Here is a 21,238-nt window from a genome sequence, read left to right as displayed (position 1 = left end):
CAACGGACATATCGCTCGGTCGAAGTCGTCATGAAGCGGATATCCGGAACGGTATTGGTGTGTTTGACGCTGGCGGCATGCGGCGGGCCGGATCCTTCGCCTCAGGCGACTGAGCCAAGCGCCATTGTTTCCATGACCGACTGCGGCACGTTCGACCTGCCGCAGGGTGACAGGTTGCCGGAGCCTGCGGCCCGATGCCTGGTCGATGCCGTTCAGGCCGGACATCCGGCCCGGCTCAAGGTGACCCGCCCGACGACCGAAGGCGACCCGATCCCGGTCACCTACACCGCCGGCGCCGGCGGCCGTGTGGAGGTCATCACGGATTCGAGGCAGGACGGGTTCGGCGCGCGAGTGATCACCCGCCAGACCTGCACGGAGCCGACCGCCGCGCCCGAGCTGGACTTCGCTCAGTGTTCCGACCCCACACCCATCAAATAGCGCAACCCCTCACCCTTCGCCGGAGAGCGGCCACTTCAGGATCGGTAGCAGCGACCAGCGCTATCCCGGCTGACGCTGTGATCGTTGCCTGCCAGGTGTCGGATCGGTCAGCCGGCGGCGAAGGTTCCAGGCAGCAGCCAGTTCGCCGAGGTCGGCACATTCTCGCTGCCCAACCGCCGCTGAGTCTTTGGGCCCCTTCAGCCGGGGAAGGCGAGGCTGTCCCGTTCGGTCCGGCTCAACCAGCCGCGCTCCACCATGGTGTCCAGCACCTGGTCCCAACCGGCCCTCGGCGCGGGCCGGTCGGGGTGGAGCTGCACCGCGAGCAACGCCGACTCGGCAACGGTCAGTTGCGCGGCCGGCTTGCGGAAATACGTCCGCGCGGCGGCGTCCAAGCCCACCGCGCCGCGGCCGAAGTCGGCCCGGTTGAGGTAGCGATCCAGGATCTCTGTCTTGGTGTATTCGTTCTCAACCTTGTCGGCCATGACCCACGTTCGCCAGCTGGACTCATCACCGCCACCGGATGTGATCACCGCATACCGCCGAGTGATCAGCGAGTCGTCGGAGAGGTAAAAGTCCGGGTCGACGGCGGCGACGAACGCGTTGGCCACCGGAGCCGGTAGCTCCGCCACCGGCACGACCGGGTACGAGACGTTGTTCTCGACCAGGGGCACGCTGTCGTAGTAGTACGTGCCCGCGATGGCACCGCCGGACACCAGTAGCAAGACGATCGCAACGCCGAGGACCAGCCGCTGGCCGCGTCGCCGTGGCGGCAAGGCGGACACTGGGTCGTGATCATGAATGGCCGTCTCAGCGAGAGTCATCGCCACACAGTAGGTGCACCGCGGTGCCTGACACCAATGCGGATCTTGCGGGTCGCCGCGAGCCGGTGGGATCTACTGCGGTTCCCCCAGTAGGTGTCTGGTCCCGTAGCCGCCGCCTACTCCGTCCGAAATAGGCCCATATAGAAAGGATTATCGCCCCGATAACGGTGTGGTGTCGGTCTGGGGGAGAAGCCGGGACAGTGCGGCCGGCACCACGCGGGTCGTCCGAGCGCCTGGACCGGCTGGTACCCACCTTGCCGTTCGGATCTGGCGATCCTTGGGCGCCGGCAGGCGAGGTGCTGTCCTGCTCAGCTGTCGTCTTCCCAGGTCAGTCGGCGTCCTGCCAGGCCCGGTCCAGGGCGATGGCCAGGCGGCGGAGCCAGTCGGTGGCGTTGCCGCTGATGCCGGGACATGCGTCCGTGAAGTTTCGCCAGTCGACGTCGGTCCAGCCGAGCACCGTCTCGGCGGTGAACCGGTCGGCCTCGTCGTCCAGTTCGGGGCGTATCAGGTCGCGGACGAGGGAGAGTTCGACTGTCGTGTGCTCGGCCAGGAGGACCGCGTCGTAGAGATCCTTGCCCTGTGGGTACATGTCGGTGGCCAGCCACTGCAGCTTCCAGGCCAGCGAAAGGCTCGCGGTCGCGGCGGTCATGGGCACGCCGAGGACGATGAGTGGCTCGGGCGGGATCGGCAGGTCCTCGCCGAACACGACATCGATCTGCACGGTGCCGTCGGGAAGTCCCGGTTTGGCGAACGGGATGACGAGGCGGCGGCCGTCGGCGCGTTCGTAGGTCCAGATCGCCGACTGTGCGGCGTGCTCGGGTTGCAGGCCTGCCCCGGGCGAGCCGGCCAGCGCGGCGATGATTCCCGCGAACAGCTCGCGGGCGTCCGGGCTGCCACTGGTCACGGTCGCGGGGGTGATCACGAAGTCGAGGTCGCCGGGCTCGCGGGCGGACTCGCCCAGCCAGGCCGACATCGTGGCGCTGCCGCGCAACACCAGGTGCTCTGCCCAACGGGTCGCGGCGAGCACGGTGAGCACGTGGCGCATCGCCTCGCGGCGGGCGTTGCGCCAGCGTTGCCCGAGGGCGGGGTCGACGAAAGCCGGCTCGCCGGCGGTGAACGCGTTGGGGTGCTGCTTGAGCGCCGGGTCGAAGGCCGCCAACTGCTCGACCTCCCAGCCGTCCGGGACCGGGTGGTAGGTCGACGGGAAGCCAGGCCCGGCCGGGGAGGTGCGCATGATCTCCTCGCGCCGGTCTCGTACGTGGGCGACGACGGGATTCAGCCAACCGCGGTCGAGGTCGATACGGCTGTCGTGCACCACGTACTCCTGCTCCACGGAGACGACGTCGTGCCCGGCCGTACGCAGGTCCCGAACGAGTGCGTCGAGACGCTCGGCCGCGGTGGCCCGGCCGACCCGGTGGCAGCGCTGGTTGACGAAACGCTCGTGCCCGCCGTCGGGTCCGAGCCGCCGGGCGTTGCGCGACAGTCGTGCGCCGTGCCGTTCGGCGACGTCGGTGACCGCCAACTGGTCGACGACACGCTCGGCCGGCAGCCGCACCTTGACGTGGTGCTCGAAGTAGCGCTCGGCCGGCTCGTCATGGGCCTGCGGATCGGTCTGTGGCACGCCGGCGGACCACGGCGTCGCCTCAATCTTGGTGCGTAACGGGTGGATGCCCGCGGCTCGCAGCCGTTCGCACCAGTCTCGGACGCTGGCCCGCTGGCGGTCGAGGGCACCGGAGCCGTCCAGGGTGAGCATCGGTTGTGAAGGGGTGTCGCCCCTGTCCAGCGCGATGTGGACGAACTTGAGGCCGTGCTCGGCCGCGAACGCCGCCAGGTTCGCCGCCTGCCCGGACGCAACGGTGATGTGCGTTTCGAAGGTGCCGTCGATCATCGGGCGAGGCTATCGCCGCAGCCGTCGACGCGACGACAGGATTGCTGCGCCTCCCTCCGAGATTCGTCATCGGACCCACCTCCACTTGCCGATGACAATGCCCAACCAGGTGTAGATTGCGCTGCCGAGACCGGGTCGATTTGGACCGTCCACGCTTCTAAGTCAGCCAGGAGGACCAGTGTCGCGGTGGGATGCCGAGATCGCCACCATGCGAGCGATAAAAGACCGCATCGCCCAAGGAGACGGAGAAAATCTGTGGCGGCATGAACCGCCGCGGCTGGGCGCACCTGAGAATGCCCTGGTCGCCGTCGAAGCGGCACTCGGCGTACGGTTGCATGCGGATTACCGCACGTTCCTCACACGCTGCGACGGATGGTCGGCAGTCTTCCAGGAGAACGACCTCTTCGGCACGGCTGAGCTGCTCGGAGAAGCGCTGCTTGATGCACGGGAGCTGGTCAGCTATCTGGAGCCGAACGTCGTGGAGGAACTTGATGGAATTACCCCCACCTCGGTGATCCCGATTGCAATGTCGGCCACTAGTATCGACGTTTTCGTTTCACCTGTCCTTCAAGGCTGTCAGACCTCCACGGTCATCTGGCTGGCCGGCAGTGAGGTGGAACGCTTCGATAACTTCGCAGACTATTTCGGAGCAATGGTTCGGTACAACGAGGAGGAGGCACGGGACTTGCTGGGCAACTAGTCCTGGGAGTTCGGCACCCGAAGGCGTTCACCGATTTGCCGCGCCGCGAATAGGTCGACATCGGCGGCATCGGCGGGCTCCTGTCCAGACCCGCCGATGCTCCTACCGCGCCAAGCTGGCCCGGAAGTCGCGTCGGCGGCTGGATGCTGCCCTGGGAAGCGCTCTCCAAGCAGCTGGTCGTCTGCATGACCCAAGGTCGGCGAGAGCCGGATGTCCCGGTGCCTGAACGGGTGGATGTGGCGCGCGCTCGTGCCGCACCCCCGTCTGCCGACAGTGGATCATCGACAGACCCGCCCCGGCCAGGACATCTTCGTCGGAGCGTCCCGTCGATCACCGCCGTGCGCTCCCCGCCCGGGCGGACTTCGGCGGTCGGATTTTCACGCCGGTCGATGAAACCGTTGTTTGGGCGATGACGAATCTGTTAACTTTTCCCCACCTCGACGAGAAAGCGCTCTCCCGAGGATCGAGATCAATACAGGATGACGGCACTGGTTCCCCGACCGGTCGCCGTCGACAGTCGCCCACATCCCCCGACCCCACCCCATCCCCAGCACGGCGCCGCGCGACCCTCACCGAGGCGCGGCGTGCCGACGACCCTCCACCGCCAGGACCGACGCGGCACCGCCATGCGCGTCCCGGGACCTACCCGCGGGGGTCGCCAACCGCTGCCACGTTCGAGACGTGATCGGCGCACGTCTCGGCTGCTTCCTCACGAGAGGTACCCAACCGATCATGATTCGCAGAGTGCTGCTGATCGTCGCTCTTGTACTGGCCGGGACCGGCGTCAACGTCGCCCCGGCATTCGCGGCCGACTTCTCGGTGCTGATCTTCAGCAAGACCGCGGGGTTCCGGCATGACGCGATTCCCGCAGGGATCACCGCGATCCAGCAACTGGGCACGCAGAACAACTTCACGGTCGAGGCGACCGAGGACGCCGCCCAGTTCACCGACACGAACCTGGCCAGGTTCAGGGCGGTCATCTGGCTGTCCACGACCGCCGACGTGCTCGACGCGACCCAGCAGGCCGCGTTCGAGCGCTACATCCGCGCCGGCGGCGGCTATGTCGGCGTGCACGCCGCCTCCGACACCGAGTACGACTGGCCCTGGTACGGCAACCTCGTCGGCGCCTACTTCTCCAGCCACCCCGCGATCCAGCCGGTCACCGTCCGCATCGAGGACACCGCGCACCCGTCCAACGCGGGCATCCCGGTGAACTGGAACCGCACCGACGAGCTGTACAACTACCGCACCAACCCCCGCTCACAGGTGCACGTCCTCGCGAATCTCAACGAGGCCACGTACACCGGCGGCACCATGAACGGCGACCACCCGATCTCGTGGTGCCGGCCCTACGACGGCGGCCGCTCCTGGTACACCGGCCTGGGCCACACCCAGGAGAGCTACACCGAGGCCCACTTCCGCACCCACCTGCTCGGCGGCATCAGGTACGCCGCGCAGAACATCGGCAACTGCTCGGTGCAGGCCCCCGGCGGCACGTTCAGCCAGGTGAACCTGGCCAAGGGCGTGGCGGAGACCGGTGAGCCGATGGGCCTCACCGTGCTGCCCAACCGGGGTGTGCTGCACACCGCGCGGAACGGCGTCATCCGGTACACCGACGTCAACGGCAACACCAAGGTCGCCCTGACGCTGCCGGTCTACAGCCACGACGAGGAGGGGCTGCAGAGCATCAAGGCCGACCCGAACTTCGCCAGCAACCGCTGGGTGTACGTCTACTACGCGCCGCCGCTCAGCACGCCGGGCGGCGATGCTCCGTCCACCGGCACGGCGGCGCAGTTCGCCCCGTTCAACGGATCCAACAAGTTGGCCCGGCTCACCGTGCGGGACGACAACACGATCGACCCGGCCTCGCTGGTGACGATCCTCGACGTGCCGACCAGCCGTGGGCTGTGCTGCCACGTCGGCGGTGACATCGACTTCGACGCCGCCGGCAACCTGTACCTGTCCACCGGTGACGACTCCAACCCGTTCGACTCGGCCGGTTCCGCGCCGCTCGACGAGCGGGCCGACCGCAACCCCGCCTACGACGCGCAGCGCACCTCCGCCAACAGCAACGACCTGCGCGGCAAGGTGCTGCGGATCAAGCCGGGCGCGACGGGCGGCTACACCATCCCGGCCGGCAACATGTTCGCCCCGGGCACGGCGAACACCAGGCCCGAGGTGTACGCCATGGGCTTCCGCAACCCGTTCCGGATGAGCGTGGACAAGGCCACCGGGGTCGTCTATCTCGGTGACTACGGCCCCGACGCCGGCGCCGCCGACCCGCAGCGCGGGCCGGCGGGCACCGTCTCGTTCGAGCGGATCACCCAGCCGGGCTTCTACGGCTGGCCGTACTGCTCCAACTACAACACCCCCTACCAGGAGTTCACGTTCCCCAGCGGGCCGTCGTCCGGGCCGTACAACTGTGCCGGTGGGCCGACGAACAACTCCCGGAACAACACCGGCATCACCACGCTGCCGCCGTCGCAGGCGGCCTGGCTGCCGTACGGCGGGCAGGGGCCCTGGCGGCCCGAGCTGGGTGGGGGCGGGCCCATGGGCGGTCCGGTCTACAACTTCAACCCGGCGCTGGCCTCCGATGTGAAGTTCCCGGCGTCCTACAACGGGAAGGCCTTCATCGGCGAGTTCACCAGCCGCTGGATCAAGGCGGTCACCCTGAACGCCAACGGTACGGCCGGCGCGATCGAGCCGATCCCGTGGACCGGAACCGCGATCATGGACATGGAGTTCGGGCCCGACGGCGCCCTGTACGTGCTCGACTACGGCACCACCTGGTTCGGCGGCGACGAGAACTCGGCCCTCTACCGGATCGAGTACAACAGCGGCGGCAACCGGGCACCGATCGCGCAGATCAGCGCCACCCCGTCCACCGGCGCGGCGCCGCTGACCGTGCAGTTCAGCTCGGCGGGCAGCAACGACCCGGACGGCGACCCGATCACGTACGCCTGGGACTTCACCAGTAACGGCAGCACGGACTCCACGGCGGCCAACCCGACGTTCACCTACCCGGCGAACGGCGAGTACACCGCGACGCTGACGGTACGGGACAGCGGCGGAAGAACCTCGACGGCCAGTACCGTCGTCGGGGTCGGCCGGCCATCCATCCAGTTGATCGCACCACCCGACGGATCGGTGTTCCAGTTCGGTGACCTGGTGCCGTACGAGGTGAGGGTCACCGATCCGAACGCCGGCACCATCGACTGCAGCCGGGTCGTGGTCAACTACATCCTGGGCCACGACAGTCACGGTCACCCGATCACCAGCAAGACCGGCTGCACCGGGTCGGTTCAGACCACGGTGGACGGTGAGCACGACGCGAGCGCGAACGTCTTCGGGGTGCTCGCCGCCGTGTACACCCCGGTCAGCGGGGTCGCGGTCCAGGACCAGCACGTGCTGCAGCCGCGGACCCGGCAGGCCGAGCACTTCAGCACCATGAACGGCGTCCAGGTCGCCGCCAAGCCCAGCGCGCACGGCGGCAACGCCGTCGGGTACATCGAGAACGGCGACTGGATCTCCTTCCCGCCGTACAACCTGGCCGGCGTCACCGGTATCAGGGCGCGGGTCGCCTCGGCCGGCGTCGGTGGCACGCTGACCGTGCGGGCCGACTCACCGACCGGTCCGGTGGCCGGTTCGGTGCAGGTCGCCCCGACCGGTGGCTGGGAGACGTGGGCCGACGTCACCGCGACGATCAGCCCACCGTCCGGCACGCACCAGCTGTACCTCGTGTTCACCGGCGGCGCGGGGTCGCTGTTCGACATCGACGACTTCACGTTCACCTCCGGCGGCACCCAACCGCCGTCGGGGAACCTGGCTTTGAACAAGCCGGTGACGGCGTCGAGCACGGAGTCCGGCACCTACCCGGCGTCGGCCGCGGTGGACGGTTCGCTGACCACCAGGTGGGCGAGCGCCTTCAGCGATCCGCAGTGGATCCAGGTGGATCTCGGTCAGTCGACCACCATCGACCGGGTCAAGCTGACCTGGGAGGCGGCCTACGGCTCCGGGTACCAGATCCAGACGTCGGCCAACGGGACGACCTGGACCACGGTCCGGACGGTCACCGGCGGCGACGGTGGGGTGGACGACAACACCGCGCTGGCCGCCACGGGTCGGTATGTGCGGATCAACGGCACGACCCGCGCCACGGCCTGGGGCTACTCGCTGTTCGAGTTCGAGGTGTACGGCGGCGGCGTCGTACAGCCGCCGGCGGGCAACCTGGCGTTGAACAAGCCGGCGACGGCGTCGAGCACCGAGGCGGTCGCCTACCCGGCCTCCGCGGCGGTGGACGGTTCGCTGACCAGCAGGTGGGCGAGTGCCTTCGCCGATCCGCAGTGGATCCAGGTGGATCTCGGTCAGTCGTACCCCGTCAATCGGGTCAAGCTGACCTGGGAGGGGGCGTACGGTTCGGCGTACCAGATCCAGACGTCGGCCAACGGGACGACCTGGACCACGGCCCGGACGGTCACCGGCGGCGACGGTGGGGTGGACGACAACACCGCGCTGGCCGCCACGGGTCGGTATGTGCGGATCAACGGCACGACCCGCGCCACGGCCTGGGGCTACTCGCTGTTCGAGTTCGAGGTCTACAGCTGATCGGGTAGACCGCGCACGACGGGGCGCGGGGACCTTCGACGGTCCCCGCGCCCTGGTCCGTCCCGGCCGTCGCCGCATGACAAGCGGCGGTGGCCGGTGCCGAGTCGGCGCTTCTGGCAGCTGGAGCCAACCCGCCACCCGGGCAGCCTGACCCCGACAACCTCAAACGTTCGTGGTCACGGCACCGGCCGCGCGGGCCACGGATCAGGCCGCCCGGGCGTTGACGTGCAGGCCGACCGCGTTGTGCGGTCCGACGGTGATGGTCGCCCGTCGCGCACCGTCGACCGTGACGGTGGGGCCCGTGCAGCCGCTTCCGGCGCGTTCGCCGTGCACCACGTCGCAGTAGACGCCGGGCGCCAGCCCGGTCTGGAAGGTGCGCGTCAGCGAGCCGCCCTCGTGGTTGATGACCACGAAACCGCGGTCGCCCCGGCCGAAGGCGATCTGGTCGTTGCCGTTGCTCCACCAGTCGTTGACACCGGTCCCCTTGACGGTGTTGTGGAACGCCACCATGTTGCCGATCTCGGGCCAGCGGTGCTCACACTTCCACTGGCCGTTGAAGCACGTCACGTCCTTGATGCGTCCGTCGGAGTTCTGCGGCGCACCTTGATCGTTGTTGCCGAACTCGAAACCGGACATCACCGACGGCGACCCGTACGGCCACGCGAGCATGAAGACGTTCGCCAGGGTGTAGGTGGCGCCGTCGCGGTAGGTCAGTGTCGAATCGTTGCGCTGGGTGTCGTGGTTGTCGACGAAGGGAACCGCGACGGTGCCGTTGAGGTGGCCCCAGGCCTCGCCGAAGTTCTGCAGGTAGGACAGCCGCTCCTGCTGGAAGACCCGCTTGAGGTCGCGGCCGTACCGGAACTCGTGCACCTCGCCCGCCGACGTGTACTCCTGCGGCTGGATCGCCTCGCCGTCGCCCTGGATCATCTCCTGCACGACGTACGCGGGCCGGCTGAGTCTGCCCCGCACCGCCGCGATGTCGGCGGGTGTCATGTGCTTCGCCGCGTCGACGCGGAAGCCGTCCACGCCGAGGCTGAGCAGGTCGTTGAAGTAGCCGGCGAGCCGGTTGCGAACGGCGTCGCTCTCGGTCTTGAGGTCGGGTAGCCGGACGAGGTCGCAGTTGCGCACCCGCCACGCGTCCGTGCGGTAGTCGGCCTCGTTGATCAGGCAACCGTCGTGGAAGTCCCAGCTCGCGTAGGTGCCGGGAAAATCGCGGTTCGTGTACGAGCTACCCGCCCAGCCGGTACCCGAGCCCTCGGCCATGTGGTTGACGACCGCGTCGGCGATCACCTTCACCCCGGCGTTGTGGCAGTCCCGCACCATGTCCGCGAACTGACCGCGGGTGCCCTTGTTGGATTCGATCTTGTAGCTGACCGGCTGGTAGGCGACCCACCACTGGCCGCCGCGGCGGTGCTCCTGCGGCGGCGACACCTGCACGTAGCCGTAGCCCTTTGGCCCGATGTAGTCGCGGCACTCGCGGGCCACCGAGTTCCAGTTCCACTCGAAGAGGGTGACGATGACGTCCTTCGCTCCCGGCGCCGCTTGGGTGGGCGGCTGCCCTCCCAGCGCGCCGGCGGCGGTCGCGACCAAGGCGGCCATCACTGTTCCAGCCGCCGTCCACCGTCTCCTGGCCATCACTGCTCCTCATCGTTGGACACGCCCCGGCCGAAACCCCCATGAAACAATTCATGAAAGTTGATGCAAGAACTTACAGTTCCTGTAATCGCCCGTCAATGCTTCGTCGGTCAGGTGCGGGGCCGGGTGGGCTTCCGGCGCGCCGGAGGACAGGCGCCGGCCGTCAACCGGCCTGAGCGCCGTTTTAACGGTCGTTTCAGGTTCGCTCGGTATGAATGGGCATCGCCGGCTACGCGGGTCTCGGCCTCGCGGCGGCACGGTCAGCGGCGGCCCCACCGGACGGCGACCGGACCGTCCATCCGACCCTGAAAGGCAGCCATTCATGATCTCTGTGCTCGTGGTGGACGCCCAGCCGCTGCAGCGCTTCGGGTTTCGCATGCTGCTGGAGAGCACCCCCGACACCGAGATCGTCGGCGAGGCTGAGAACGGCGCCGAGGCCGTTCGGCGGATCACCGCGCTGCGTCCCGACGTGGTGCTGATGGACATCCGCATGCCGGGCGTCGACGGGATCGAGGCCACCCGGCGCATCGTCGCAGCCGGTGGGCGTTCGCGGATCCTGGTGCTGACGACGTTCGACGTCGAACGGTACGCGTTCGCCGCGCTGCGGGCCGGGGCGAGCGGTTTCCTGCTCAAGGACATTCGCCCGGAGGAGTTGCTCGCCGGCATCCGGGCCGTCGCCGCCGGGGACGCGGTGATCGCGCCGGGGCTGACTCGGCGGCTGCTCGACGCGTTCGCCGACCGGCTCGACGATGACCTCTGCGGGCCCGTGCGGGAGGATCCCCGGCTGAACCTCCTGACCGACCGTGAGCGCGAGGTCTTCGTCGCCATCGGCCATGGCCTCACCAACGGCGAGATCGCGCAACGGTTCACGCTGTCGGAGTCGACGGTGAAGACCCACGTCGGGCGGGTCCTCGCCAAGATCGGCGCACGGGACCGGATCCAGGCCGTCATCCTCGCCTATGACCTGAGACTCACCCGACCGGTTTCGACGCCTCCTCAGGACTTGCGGAGGGAGACCGTCATGATGCCCGTACACATCTCGTCGCTGGTGCCGTCGCCCCACACCACGTAGCGGGGCGGCAGGTTCTTCAGCTGCGGCAGCTGTTTGCGCAGCCCTACGTCGTGCGTGCAGGTCACCCGCAGCGTGTCTCCCGGACCGACCTCCACCGGCGACGGCAGCTTCATCAGCCGCTGGTTGTCGAAGTCGAACTGCGGCACGTCCAGGACGACCTCGGCCTTCGGCGTGCCCGGGTTGAGTTCGACCTTCAAGGCCCGCCCGAGCATGTGCATGTGGCCGAAACCGGCGAACAGCGTCATCGGCGCCTCCACCTCGTGGTCGCAGGTCTGGGTGTTACCGGGCTTCGGCCCGCCCCGGCCGCACTCCTGCACCTGACGGTCCGCCATGTCGCCGACGTCCGGCCCGAACCGCTTCGTCACGTCCGCGATCGAGGCCGCCCGGTCACAGAGCGGACCCGACTCGTCGGCGGCGCAGGGCAGGTCGGTCGGCGCGTCGACCGACCACGTTTCGAGTTCCCGGGTCTGCGGCGTGCCGTCCGTCAGCCGCAGCCGCACCGCCGAGCGGTCCGACCCGGTCGGCTTGCCGTCGGCCGCGAGCAGGTTGTAGTGGATCTGGAGGACGAGCAGGCTGCCCGGCTCCAGCTTGTAGCCGGCGTCCTGGTCGAGCAGCGTCTCCGTGGCGCCCGGCGCCCAGGTGTCCACCCACGCCGCGTCTCCCTCTTCGACCTCGGCGCCGGCCACGCCGGTCCCGCCGAAACACCGCCAGCCGAGACCAGGGGTCTTCGAGTCCTGTTTGCGCACCGCGGCAGCGCCGCCCGGCGGCACCGCGTACACGATGGCGTGGTGCGCGATGACGACGTTCTCCGGTGCGAATTGGGTCCCGGTCAGGAACGCCGTCTTGGTCAGGCCCGGATCGATCGCCTGGCACCGGTACTCGTCCGAGCCGCCGCCCTCCGGCGGCGCGGGCGTGTAGGCCTCGGCCATCCTCAGGTCGACGAACCGCTCACCGGCGCGCAGCGGCTGTGGCGGAGCTGACGACCCGCCCGCGTGCGCGCTGTGCGGGCCGGACGCGGCGGGCGCCGCACTGTCGTCGGCGTCCGACCCGCAGGCGGCGACGACAGCGAACGCCGTCACCAGCGCCATGGTGCCCGCCCCGAATTTCCACAGTGGGCCATCAGGTTTCGTCATGGCTCGAAAGCTAGGCCCGATTCCATCCCGTTTCGTCGTACCGCGGTCGTCACTCTCGTGAGAGGGGCGGTACCGCGGTACGACTCTCCGAAGCGCCGCTCGACACCCGCACGAGAGTCATGGCCGCGTGGACCGGGCGGACCTCGACGCCGCCACGCTGTGCGTGCGCTGGGCACCTGGTTCGGTCACCCGGGCTGAGCGGCGTTTTAACGGTCGTCTCAGATTCGCTCGGTACGAATTCGGCCTCAGATGAGCGACGTAACGCGAATGCAGGAGGCTATTGATGGCAGTCAACGCAGCGCCGTCCAGGGAAGCGCCGCCCGGTCGGCTGGCGGGCCGGTGGGTGCCGTGGTTGGTGATCGGCTTGTGGGTGGCGCTGGCGGCGGTGATGGTGCCGTTGAGCGGAAAGTTGAGTTCGGTCACCACCGACAGAGCCGTGGACACCCTGCCGGCCAGTGCCGAGTCGACCAAGGTGGCGGCGCTGGAGGACAGCCTCCCGGGCGGTGAGGACAACACGTTCGTCTTCGTGTACCACCGCGCCGGCGGCATGACCGACGCCGACCGCGCGACGGTCGAGCGCCACTACCACACCCTCACCAAGCGGTACCCGCCGAAGGCGGCGGCCGGCGAGGACGACGAGGGCCCATCGACGAGACTCTCCACCGACGGCAAAGCGATGATGTTCACCCTCGACGTGAGCACGACCTACGGCGCACCGGAGGCCATCGTCGGCCCGTTGCGTGACGCCGCGAAGGACCGCCCCGCCGGCCTGCAACTCGACGTGACCGGTCCGGCCGCGGTCGACGGCGACATGGACGCCGTCTTCGACGGCATCGACCTGCAGGTCTTCCTCACCACCGTCATCGTCGTCACGGTCCTGCTCATCCTCACCTACCGCAGCCCGGTGTTGTGGTTCATCCCGCTCGTGGCCGTCGGCGCGGCCGCACTGACTGCCATGGCGACCGTCTACCTGCTCGTCAAGGGCTTCGGCATCGTGGTCAACGACCAGAACTCGGCGCTGCTGACGATCCTGGTGTTCGGCGTCGGCACGGACTACGCGCTGCTGCTCATCGCTCGATATCGGGAGACACTGCACCACCACGAGAACGTCCGGGTCGCGATGGTGCACGCGCTACGCGGCGCGGCGCCGGCCATCGTCGCGTCCGCGGCCACCGTGGTCGCCGGCCTGCTCTGCCTGCTGGCCGCGGACCTGAACAGCACCAGCGGATTGGGCCCGATCGGCGCGGCCGGCATCCTGTGCGCGCTGGTGGCCATGCTGACGCTGTTCCCGGCGGTGCTCGTGGTGCTCGGCAGGCGGATCTTCTGGCCGGCCATCCCGCGGTTCAGCACGGCCGTGGAGAAGAAGCAGGGGCTGTGGGGACGGCTCGGCACCGCCATCAGCCGCCGCCGGTGGGTGGCGACGCTCGGCTCGTTCGGAATCCTCGGCGTGCTCGCCCTCGGGCTGGCGGGCAACACCGGCGCCCTGCGGGTGCAGGACCAGTTCCTGTCCGCGCCGGAGTCGGTCACCGGCTTCACCGTTCTCCGCCAGCACTTCCCGGAGCTCGGCGGCCAGCCGATGACGGTCTTCACGCGGCCGGCGTACCAGGAGCGGGTACTCGACATCGTCAAGGGCACTCACGGCGTGGCCGTGGCCATCCCGGGTCAGAACAGCGGTGGATGGGCCGACATCTCCGTGTTCCCGACGGACGCGCCGGACACCGTCGCGGAGTACGACACGATCAAGCGGGTGCGCACCGCCGTGCACGCGGTGAGCGGGGCGGAGGCGATCGTCGGCGGGCCGAGCGCGGAGAACCTCGACACCGAGGTGACCACCAGCCGCGACGAGAAGTTGGTGATCCCGCTGGTGCTCGCCGTCGTCCTGATCGTCCTCGGGTTGCTGCTGCGCGCGATCGTGGCCCCGCTGGTCCTGATGGCCACCGTGATCGTCTCATTCGCCGCAGCCTTCGGCGGCAGCGTGTTCATCTTCGACACGATCCTCGGGTTCAAGGGCATCGACTATTCGGTGCCGCTGCTGGCATTCCTGTTCCTGGTGGCGCTCGGCGTCGACTACAACATCTTCCTGGCCAGCCGGGCCCGGGAGGAGACCGTGCGTCTCGGCACCGGCGAGGGCATGCTGAAAGCCCTCTCGGCCACCGGTGGCGTCATCACCTCGGCAGGCCTGGTCCTGGCGGCCACGTTCGCGGTCCTCACCACACTTCCGCTGGTGATGCTGGTCGAGGTCGGGTTCCTGGTCGCCTTCGGCGTGCTGCTCGACGCCCTGCTTGTGCGGTCGGTCCTGGTGCCCGCCCTCACCCTGCTGATCGGTCGGCGGATCTGGTGGCCGAGTCGGTTGTCCCGGCCGACGGTGGAGCCGCCGAACGGGCAACAGTCGCTCGCCGACGACGAGGAGCTCGCGCTGCAACGGTGAGCGCGGCGGCACGCCCGAGATCCGGGACGGGGACACAGGCCCGTCCCGGATCTTTTTAATGGACCCGACGTTCGCCGCCCTTTGGTCCTGCTCCGTGCGACCGGGCGGTCAGCGCACCGCGGTGTCCTCCCCAGCGGGGGCCGCGGCCGGAAGGTCGATCCGAAGTAGCGCGCCACCGCGTGCGGAGCGGGCGACGGTGGCCCGGCCGCCGTGGGCGTGGACGACCCGCTGCACGATCGACAGCCCAAGACCGGATCCCGGCAATGCCCGGGCACTGTCGGAACGGTAGAACCGGTCGAACACCCGCGGTACGTCGGCGGCGTCGATGCCCGGCCCGGCGTCGTCGACCTCGAGCATCGCCGACGCGCCCTCCGCGCGGAGCCGGACCTGGACCGGCTGGTCCGCGGGGGACCACTTGCCGGCGTTGTCGATGAGGTTGAGCACCGCTCGCTGGAGCGCGGCGGGACGCCCGCTCACCCACACGGGGGTCACGTCGAGCGCGACCTCGAGGTCGGGCACCCGGGAACGCGCCTGGGTGGCGGCGGCCACCACCACGTCGGCGAGGTCGAGCAGCTCGGTGCTCTCGTCGCTGACGTCACCGCGCGCCACCTCGGTCAGCTCGGCGGCAAGGGTGCTCAACTCGGCCACCTGGGCGCCGAGATCGTTGAGCAGCCGGGTCCGGCTCTCCGCCGAGAGGGCGGTGTCGAGGGTGCCGCGCCGGTCGAGCCGGACCAGCAGCTCGATGTTGAGGCGCAGGCTGGTGAGCGGGGTCTTGAGTTCGTGGGCGGCGTCCTCGGCGAGCAGCCGCTGGGCCCGCCGGGAGTCCCGGAGCGCGGCGAGCATGTCGTTGATCGCCCGGATCAGCCGCCGAATCTCCCCACCGCCCTCATCCGGGATGTCGGCGTCGAGATCCTGGGTGTGTGCGACACGTACCGCGGCGGCGGTCAGCCGGTCGATCGGTGCCAGCCCGGTCCGCGCCACGGTCCGCCCGACAAGGGCGCCGCCGATTACGCAGAGCAGCCCGATCAGCAGCATGCCGAACCCGAACCGGTTGATCGGGCTGTCGTCGGCGACGCGGGCCACCTGGACCGCGCCGTCGCCCACCCGCAGTGTGTAGATGAGGTAGCCGTCCTCGTCGCTGTCGCCCGACTCCATCAGGTCGGCCGACGCGCCCTGCGCCACGCGCCCGGCTTGCTCGCTGACCGGAGGCAGCGCGGGTTGGCCGGCAGGCGTGCGGGTCGAGCCGTCGGGCAGGACAACCCGCACCAGCCGACCGGACCCGGGATACGGCGGTAGCTGGACCTGCGCCACACCGGCGCGCTCCGCGTCCGTCGCCAGGACGCGGGAGTCGGCGCGCAGCTGATCCTCGGCGGTGTCCCGCAGCTGCCAGTCCATCAGCTCGCTGGCCACCTGGAAGGCCACGAACACGCTGACCGCGATGGCCGTCGCCGCGATCACCGTCAGCCTGGTCCGCAGGGACCGCCGGCGCCACCATCGGCTCAGCCGGCGCGGTTCCCGGCCGGCGGGCCTGCTCACGGAGGAGACTCCCGCAGCGTGTATCCCAGGCCGCGCAGCGTGTAGATCAGTCGCGGCTCACCGTCGGCCTCCATCTTGCGGCGCAGGTAGCTCACATACACCTGGAGGTTGTTGGCGGTGGCGCTCATGTCGAAGCCCCAGATCGCCTCGAACAGCGCGTCCCGGGTCAAGACCCGGGTCGCATTGCGCACGAGAACCTGCAGGAGGGAGAACTCGGTCCGGGTCAGGCGCAGCGGCCGCCCGCCCCGCCACGCCTCGAACCTGTCCGGATCGAGCCGGACGTCGGCGAACGACAGGATCTGCGACTCCTCGTCGACCGGCGTGCGCCGGCGCAGCAGGGCCCGCACCCGGGCCAGCAACTCCTCGGTGGCGAACGGCTTGGGCAGGTAGTCGTCGGCGCCCGCGTCCAGCCCCGCGACCCGGTCGGAGACCTGGTCACGGGCGGTCAGCATCAGCACCGGCAGGTCCCGACCCGCGGCCCGCAACCGCCGGCAGGTCTCCAACCCGCCGAGGCGGGGCATCATCACGTCGAGGATCAGCAGATCCAGCGTGTCACCGCCGGCCCCACCGACCCCGTCGAGCACGGCGAGACCGTTGGCGACGGTGCTGGTGTCGTAACCCTCGACCTGGAGCACCCGCTCCAGCGAATCACGGATGGCCGCGTCATCATCCGCGATCAGGATCCGCACGCCGGCCCGCCCCCTTCCAGTCGATGCTTTTGCCGCTCATTCTCCCCGGTCAACCTGAAGCCAGGATTAGAGCCGTCGCCTCTGTGGTGCCGGTGGGCCGTGCTCATACGGGTGTGACAAGGCGCGCCGGCCCGAGCACGGCCCACCCCCTCGCGCTGCCAGGTCACGCAGCGTGATCGCGGGGTTCGAGTAGCCCATGACGCTGCCGCTGGCGCGATCAACCGATGAGCGCCTCCGTGACCTGCCGGGTGGTCTGTGCGGCCACCCGCGCATCGGTGGCGGCGTACGAGCGATAGGCATTCAGGCCGGTGGCGAGTGCCCACCCACGACCTCTGGCCCACGTTGCGTCGTCCACGCCGAGCTCGGAGCGGAAGACCGTACGCGTGGTGCGCGACATGAGAGTGAACGCGATGGTCATGTCCCGTGCCGGATCACCCACGCCGAGCCCGCCGAAGTCGATCACGGCACTGACCTGGCCGTTCATGGTCAGGACGTTGCCGGTATGAAGGTCGCCGTGGAACCATACCGGCGAGCGGTTCCACCCCGGTGCTCGCAGCGCCGCCTCCCACACCGAGGTCAGGGCGACCGCGTCGAAGACCCCGGCAACCTGCGTGATCGCGGCACGTGTGACCTCGTCTCGATCGGCCAGATCCCGGCTGTCGCCCTGCGGCGATTCATGGATCGGGAACCGCTGCAGTGCGCTGAGAAATCGGGCCAGAGCGACAGCGGCCTCCCGCGACTGCGCCAGAGCATCCGTGGTCGCAGCCTCGCCGTCAAGCCACCGGGAGATCGCCCAGGGCCACGGATACCCGAGGTCTGGCCGGCCCACCGCGACCGGTACCGGGATGGCCAGCGGCAGGTGTGGGGCCAGCCGTGGCAGCCACCGATGCTCCTTCTCGGCCTGACCGATGGCGCCGGCGTGCCGCGGCAACCGGACCGCGAGCTCGTCGCCGAGCCGATGAATGACGTGGTCCGATCCGCCCGGCACGGCCACTCGCAGCGGCAGACCGGCCCATTGCGGGAACTGCGTTTCGAGCAGTCTTCTCACAAGCGTGCCGTCGATTCGGGGTCGGGCATTCACCACGAGCCGCTCCTACCGGGAGAGAGTCATGACCATGAGACACCACGACCGATCCGGCCTGACGTGTGGGCCCGCGCGGACCTGGAGAGCGCGGCTTGGACAGTCGGCTTCCAGCGGCAAGCGAACATCTCGGCGAACCGTTCATGTTCCGATGCACGCTGCCGACCTCGGCGGCGAGGAGGCCGGAGCTACAGGTCGTCTTCGCCGGCTGAGGCGCGTCGCTGTCGGGCGCACCCCGACTCTCGCGCGTAACGTGGAGGCGAGCCGACGCCGGGAGGAGGAAACGCAGTGCGAAGCCTCGTCGGCGAGCTGGTCATCCGCCGATCAGCCGGCGGAATCGTTGCGTGAGCCCCGCCGGCAAGGTCCTCTGCGTGATCGTCTGCGCCGCCGATCCTGCCTCGGCCGTCGGGCGCCTCGTCGGCCAGGCGCAAGCCGACGGGTGGACCGTCCAGGTCGTCGCCACGCCGCCGGCGCTGGACTTCATCGACGTCGGCGCCCTGGAGCGGCAGACCGGTACGCCTGTGCGCAGCCGTTACCGCAAACCCGGCGAGCCCAGGTCGCCCCGGGCCGACGGCATCATCGTCGCGCCGGCCACCTACAACACCATCAACAAGTTCGCGCAGGGCATCTGCGACACGTACGCGCTCGGCCTGCTCGCCGAGGCACCCGGCCGGAACATCCCGGTCGTCGTCCTGCCGTTCGTCAACAGCGCCCTCGCCGACCGCGCGCCCTTCCGCCGCAGCGTGGACCGGCTCCGCGACGAGGGTATCCACGTCCTCCTCGGACCCGGCGAGTTCGAGCCTCACCCGCCGGGCACCGCAAGCACGAGGGTCGACGGCTATCCCTGGGACAGGGCGCTCCGGCGGCTCCAGGTCTCCGAGATCGGGCAAGACTAGGCTGGGTGGGTGGAGAGCCGAGTTGCCGAGGTCGAGGCGCTGGCGCGCGCGGCCGCTGCCGGCGACGCCGCCGCGCTGCACACCCTGCTGGCCGTGATCCGGCCGGACGTGCTCCGGATCTGTGCCCGCTTCCTGCCGAACCGGGAGGACGCCGAGGACGCCTGCCAGGACGCGCTGCTCGCCCTCACCAGGTCGATCGCCGGCTTCGAGGGTCGCGCGTCGTTCCGTACCTGGCTCTACGGCCTGACCGCCAACCGCGCCAGGTCGACCTACCAGCGCCTGCGCGGCCGCTTCCTCGCCGAGTCGGGCGGCGTACCCCTGCCCGACCACGCCGACCCCCGCCGTACCAGCGTGGTGGCCGGCACCCGCCTCGACCTGCTCGACGCGCTGGACCGGCTCCGGCCCGATCTCGCCGAGGCGGTGGTCCTGCGTGACCTGCTCGACCTCACCTACTCCGACATCGCCACCCTGACGGACGTGCCGGAGGGCACCGTGAAGTCCCGCATCCACCAGGGCCGCTCGCAACTGCGTCTACGCCTGCTGCCGTCCACGGAACCGGAATGCGCGCCCGGCTGACGGCCGCCGCCGTCGCCGCGTCGCTGGCCCTGGCGGGATGCGCTGCCGAGGCACCGGTCTCACCACTGCCGACCGAGGCCGCCCCGTCCGCCGCGGCACCGGTCGCGTCAAGAGGCGTGGTCCCGAGCACATCCCCGTCCCCGCCGCCGAAGACGGAGACGACGCGACGGACGCCGGTCGCCACACCCCGTACCAGCCGCATGTCCACGAAGCCGGCGACGCCGGCGTGTGAGGGCGCGGTCGTGCGTACCATCGACGCCGCCGCCGACGAGCTGGCGCTGATTCCCGCGATGTGTCTCGGAACCGGGGCGGTGCTGCGCATCGAGAACATCGGCCCCGGCGAGGTCACCGTCGACGAGCCGGACTTGGTCGAGCAGCACTATGAGGCCGGCGTCGTCGAGGTGCGCCTCGTGCGCCGGGGCACCGTCGTCGTGACGATCCCGCAGGGCGGCGACGCCTTCGACATCACGGTGGTGGTCCGCTGATCAGCCCGAGCAGCGCGTCGATCTCCTGATCGGTGGTCCGCGGTGCGGGGGCGATCTGCGCGTACATCAGGGCGTCGGAGCGCGGCCGGGCCGCCTCGATGATCACCGGCTTGGGTCCGGTGCAGGCGAAGCGCGCCACCACCCAGCCGGCGCCGGACCGCCGGACCGGTGCCGCCTTGCAGCTCGCGTGCAGTTGTTCCGCGACGAAGCCGGCCGCGGTGGTGCGCGCCCCGGCGCTGTGCGACAGCCCGACGAACGCGCCGGGCACATCGGGGTCGGTGCGCCAGAGCGGCGGATCCGGCGAGATCACCAGGGCGGGTTCCAGGCGGCCGTCGCCGCCGGGGCGCCCGGCCCAGCCGGACCCGGCGGCCCGCCAACCGGCGGGCAGCGCCACCGTCAACCGGCCCGTGCCGTCACTCGCCGTCCGCGTTCCCTCGGGCAGGGCGACCGACGACGGTACGGCGGCCAGGGTCAGCGCGGCCGCCGCGATGACGGTCGCGCGGCGCAGCGGGGTGAGCGCGCCGCCGGAGACCGCGCGGTCGAGCTCCGCCGCGAAGGCCGCGGCGTCCGGCGGCCGGTCCCGCGGGTTGCGCGCCGTCGCCCGGCGCAGGAGCCGGTCGACCCTCGCCGGTACGCCGGGACCCAGCAGCCGGATGCCGAGCCTGCCCAGCCCGTACACGTCGGCGCTGGTGTCCACCGCGGACAGCGGGTCGTCCTGCTCCGGGGCCATGTATCCGGGGGTGCCGGCCCGCGCGGTCAGGCCCGACGCGGCCGCGAGCGCCTTCGCCAGCCCGAGGTCGGCGATCAGTACCCGCTCGGCACTGAACAGGACGTTGCCCGGGGTCAGGTCGCGGTGCACGATCCGGTGCCGGTGCAGCACGGCGACGCCCGCGGCGATCTCCCGCAGCACTCGCAGGGCCTCGCCGGGCGGCAGCTCACCCTCTTCGAGCCGGTCGCGCAGGCTGCCGCCTTCGGCGAATTCCATGACCGAGTACGGGCGCCCGTCCGGCAGCTCGCCGATGGCGTACACCCGTACCACCCGTTCGTCGGCCAGCCGCCAGAGCAGCCGGGCCTCCTGCTGGAAGCGTTCCCGTACGCGCAGGTCGTGCGCCCAGTTGTCGGCCAGCACCTTGATCGCCACCCGGGCGTCCAGCGCCGGGTCGTGGCCGAGCCACACGATGGCGAACGACCCGGCACCGAGCAACCGCTCGATGCGGTACGCGCCGATCTGCCCCGGGCCTGTCATGGCTCGACC

16 protein-coding genes are annotated in these 21,238 nt (G+C 70.0%); 8 read left to right on the top strand and 8 right to left on the bottom strand.

Annotated features, from left to right (window positions below; all coding sequences use genetic code 11):
* The first annotated feature begins 30 nt into the window (after window positions 1–30).
* Window positions 31–438, top strand: a complete 408-nt coding sequence (locus ACIBSW_RS24295) for a DUF4362 domain-containing protein (RefSeq protein WP_404799440.1) — start codon at window positions 31–33, stop codon at window positions 436–438.
* A 197-nt stretch (window positions 439–635) separates the two neighbouring features.
* Here ACIBSW_RS24295 and ACIBSW_RS24290 read toward each other — a convergent pair whose 3' ends face one another.
* Together ACIBSW_RS24290 and ACIBSW_RS24285 are read right to left on the bottom strand one after the other, a co-directional pair.
* Window positions 636–1,259: a transglycosylase domain-containing protein gene (locus ACIBSW_RS24290; RefSeq protein ID WP_354722515.1), complete on the bottom strand. Its 624-nt coding sequence runs from the start codon at window positions 1,257–1,259 to the stop codon at window positions 636–638.
* Window positions 1,260–1,587: 328 nt separating this feature from the next.
* The gene (locus ACIBSW_RS24285; RefSeq protein WP_354722454.1) at window positions 1,588–3,147 is read right to left on the bottom strand and encodes a nucleotidyl transferase AbiEii/AbiGii toxin family protein; all 1,560 of its coding nucleotides are present in this window, start codon (window positions 3,145–3,147) and stop codon (window positions 1,588–1,590) included.
* Window positions 3,148–3,325: 178 nt separating this feature from the next.
* Between ACIBSW_RS24285 and ACIBSW_RS24280 the strand changes: the two genes are divergently transcribed.
* Together ACIBSW_RS24280 and ACIBSW_RS24275 are read left to right on the top strand one after the other, a co-directional pair.
* Window positions 3,326–3,847, top strand: a complete 522-nt coding sequence (locus ACIBSW_RS24280; RefSeq protein ID WP_354722455.1) for an SMI1/KNR4 family protein — start codon at window positions 3,326–3,328, stop codon at window positions 3,845–3,847.
* 732 nt (window positions 3,848–4,579) lie between these two features.
* On the top strand, window positions 4,580–8,452 hold the full coding sequence (locus ACIBSW_RS24275) for a ThuA domain-containing protein (protein ID WP_404799439.1): 3,873 nt from the start codon (window positions 4,580–4,582) through the stop codon (window positions 8,450–8,452).
* A 204-nt stretch (window positions 8,453–8,656) separates the two neighbouring features.
* Here ACIBSW_RS24275 and ACIBSW_RS24270 read toward each other — a convergent pair whose 3' ends face one another.
* Window positions 8,657–10,087 (bottom strand): alpha-amylase family protein, encoded by a 1,431-nt coding sequence (locus ACIBSW_RS24270; protein WP_354722458.1) that lies wholly within the window; start codon window positions 10,085–10,087, stop codon window positions 8,657–8,659.
* Window positions 10,088–10,409: 322 nt separating this feature from the next.
* On the opposite strand from ACIBSW_RS24270, the gene ACIBSW_RS24265 reads away from it, so the two are divergent.
* Window positions 10,410–11,159, top strand: a complete 750-nt coding sequence (locus ACIBSW_RS24265) for a response regulator transcription factor (RefSeq protein WP_354722459.1) — start codon at window positions 10,410–10,412, stop codon at window positions 11,157–11,159.
* Here the strand turns inward: ACIBSW_RS24265 and ACIBSW_RS24260 are convergent.
* Entirely contained in the window at window positions 11,084–12,292 is a 1,209-nt protein-coding gene (locus ACIBSW_RS24260; RefSeq protein WP_354722460.1) for a monooxygenase, read from the bottom strand. The two genes, ACIBSW_RS24265 and ACIBSW_RS24260, sit on opposite strands and share 76 nt — an antisense overlap.
* A 283-nt stretch (window positions 12,293–12,575) precedes the next feature.
* On the opposite strand from ACIBSW_RS24260, the gene ACIBSW_RS24255 reads away from it, so the two are divergent.
* Window positions 12,576–14,720: an MMPL family transporter gene (locus tag ACIBSW_RS24255; RefSeq protein WP_354722461.1), complete on the top strand. Its 2,145-nt coding sequence runs from the start codon at window positions 12,576–12,578 to the stop codon at window positions 14,718–14,720.
* A gap of 108 nt (window positions 14,721–14,828) precedes the next feature.
* On the opposite strand, the gene ACIBSW_RS24250 is transcribed toward ACIBSW_RS24255, so the two are convergent.
* From ACIBSW_RS24250 to ACIBSW_RS24240, 3 genes are all read right to left on the bottom strand, one after another.
* Window positions 14,829–16,256 (bottom strand): ATP-binding protein, encoded by a 1,428-nt coding sequence (locus tag ACIBSW_RS24250; RefSeq protein ID WP_354722462.1) that lies wholly within the window; start codon window positions 16,254–16,256, stop codon window positions 14,829–14,831.
* Window positions 16,253–16,945 carry a response regulator transcription factor gene (locus ACIBSW_RS24245; protein ID WP_354722463.1) on the bottom strand — a complete coding sequence of 231 codons (693 nt, stop codon included), beginning with the start codon at window positions 16,943–16,945 and terminating at the stop codon, window positions 16,253–16,255. Before ACIBSW_RS24245 ends, ACIBSW_RS24250 begins: the two co-directional genes overlap by 4 nt.
* A 217-nt stretch (window positions 16,946–17,162) precedes the next feature.
* A complete protein-coding gene (locus ACIBSW_RS24240; RefSeq protein WP_404799438.1) occupies window positions 17,163–18,029 on the bottom strand; it encodes an aminoglycoside phosphotransferase family protein in 867 nt (288 codons plus the stop codon).
* A 341-nt stretch (window positions 18,030–18,370) separates the two neighbouring features.
* Here ACIBSW_RS24240 and ACIBSW_RS24235 point away from each other — a divergent pair, with 341 nt between their 5' ends.
* The 3 genes from ACIBSW_RS24235 to ACIBSW_RS24225 all read left to right on the top strand — a co-directional run bounded on the left by ACIBSW_RS24235 (window position 18,371) and on the right by ACIBSW_RS24225 (window position 19,983).
* Window positions 18,371–18,922, top strand: coding sequence for a flavoprotein (locus tag ACIBSW_RS24235; protein WP_354722465.1), 552 nt, complete (start codon window positions 18,371–18,373; stop codon window positions 18,920–18,922).
* A gap of 9 nt (window positions 18,923–18,931) precedes the next feature.
* On the top strand, window positions 18,932–19,498 hold the full coding sequence (locus ACIBSW_RS24230) for an RNA polymerase sigma factor (protein WP_354722466.1): 567 nt from the start codon (window positions 18,932–18,934) through the stop codon (window positions 19,496–19,498).
* Window positions 19,499–19,740: 242 nt separating this feature from the next.
* On the top strand, window positions 19,741–19,983 hold the full coding sequence (locus ACIBSW_RS24225) for a hypothetical protein (protein WP_354722467.1): 243 nt from the start codon (window positions 19,741–19,743) through the stop codon (window positions 19,981–19,983).
* On the opposite strand, the gene ACIBSW_RS24220 is transcribed toward ACIBSW_RS24225, so the two are convergent.
* Window positions 19,964–21,229, bottom strand: a complete 1,266-nt coding sequence (locus tag ACIBSW_RS24220) for a serine/threonine-protein kinase (RefSeq protein ID WP_354722468.1) — start codon at window positions 21,227–21,229, stop codon at window positions 19,964–19,966. The genes ACIBSW_RS24225 and ACIBSW_RS24220 overlap by 20 nt on opposite strands.
* Window positions 21,230–21,238 lie beyond the last annotated feature (9 nt).

This window comes from Actinoplanes sp. NPDC049668 (assembly GCF_044465445.1).
Lineage (GTDB): Bacteria > Actinomycetota > Actinomycetes > Mycobacteriales > Micromonosporaceae > Actinoplanes.
This window is presented reverse-complemented; position numbering and strand designations above follow the sequence as displayed.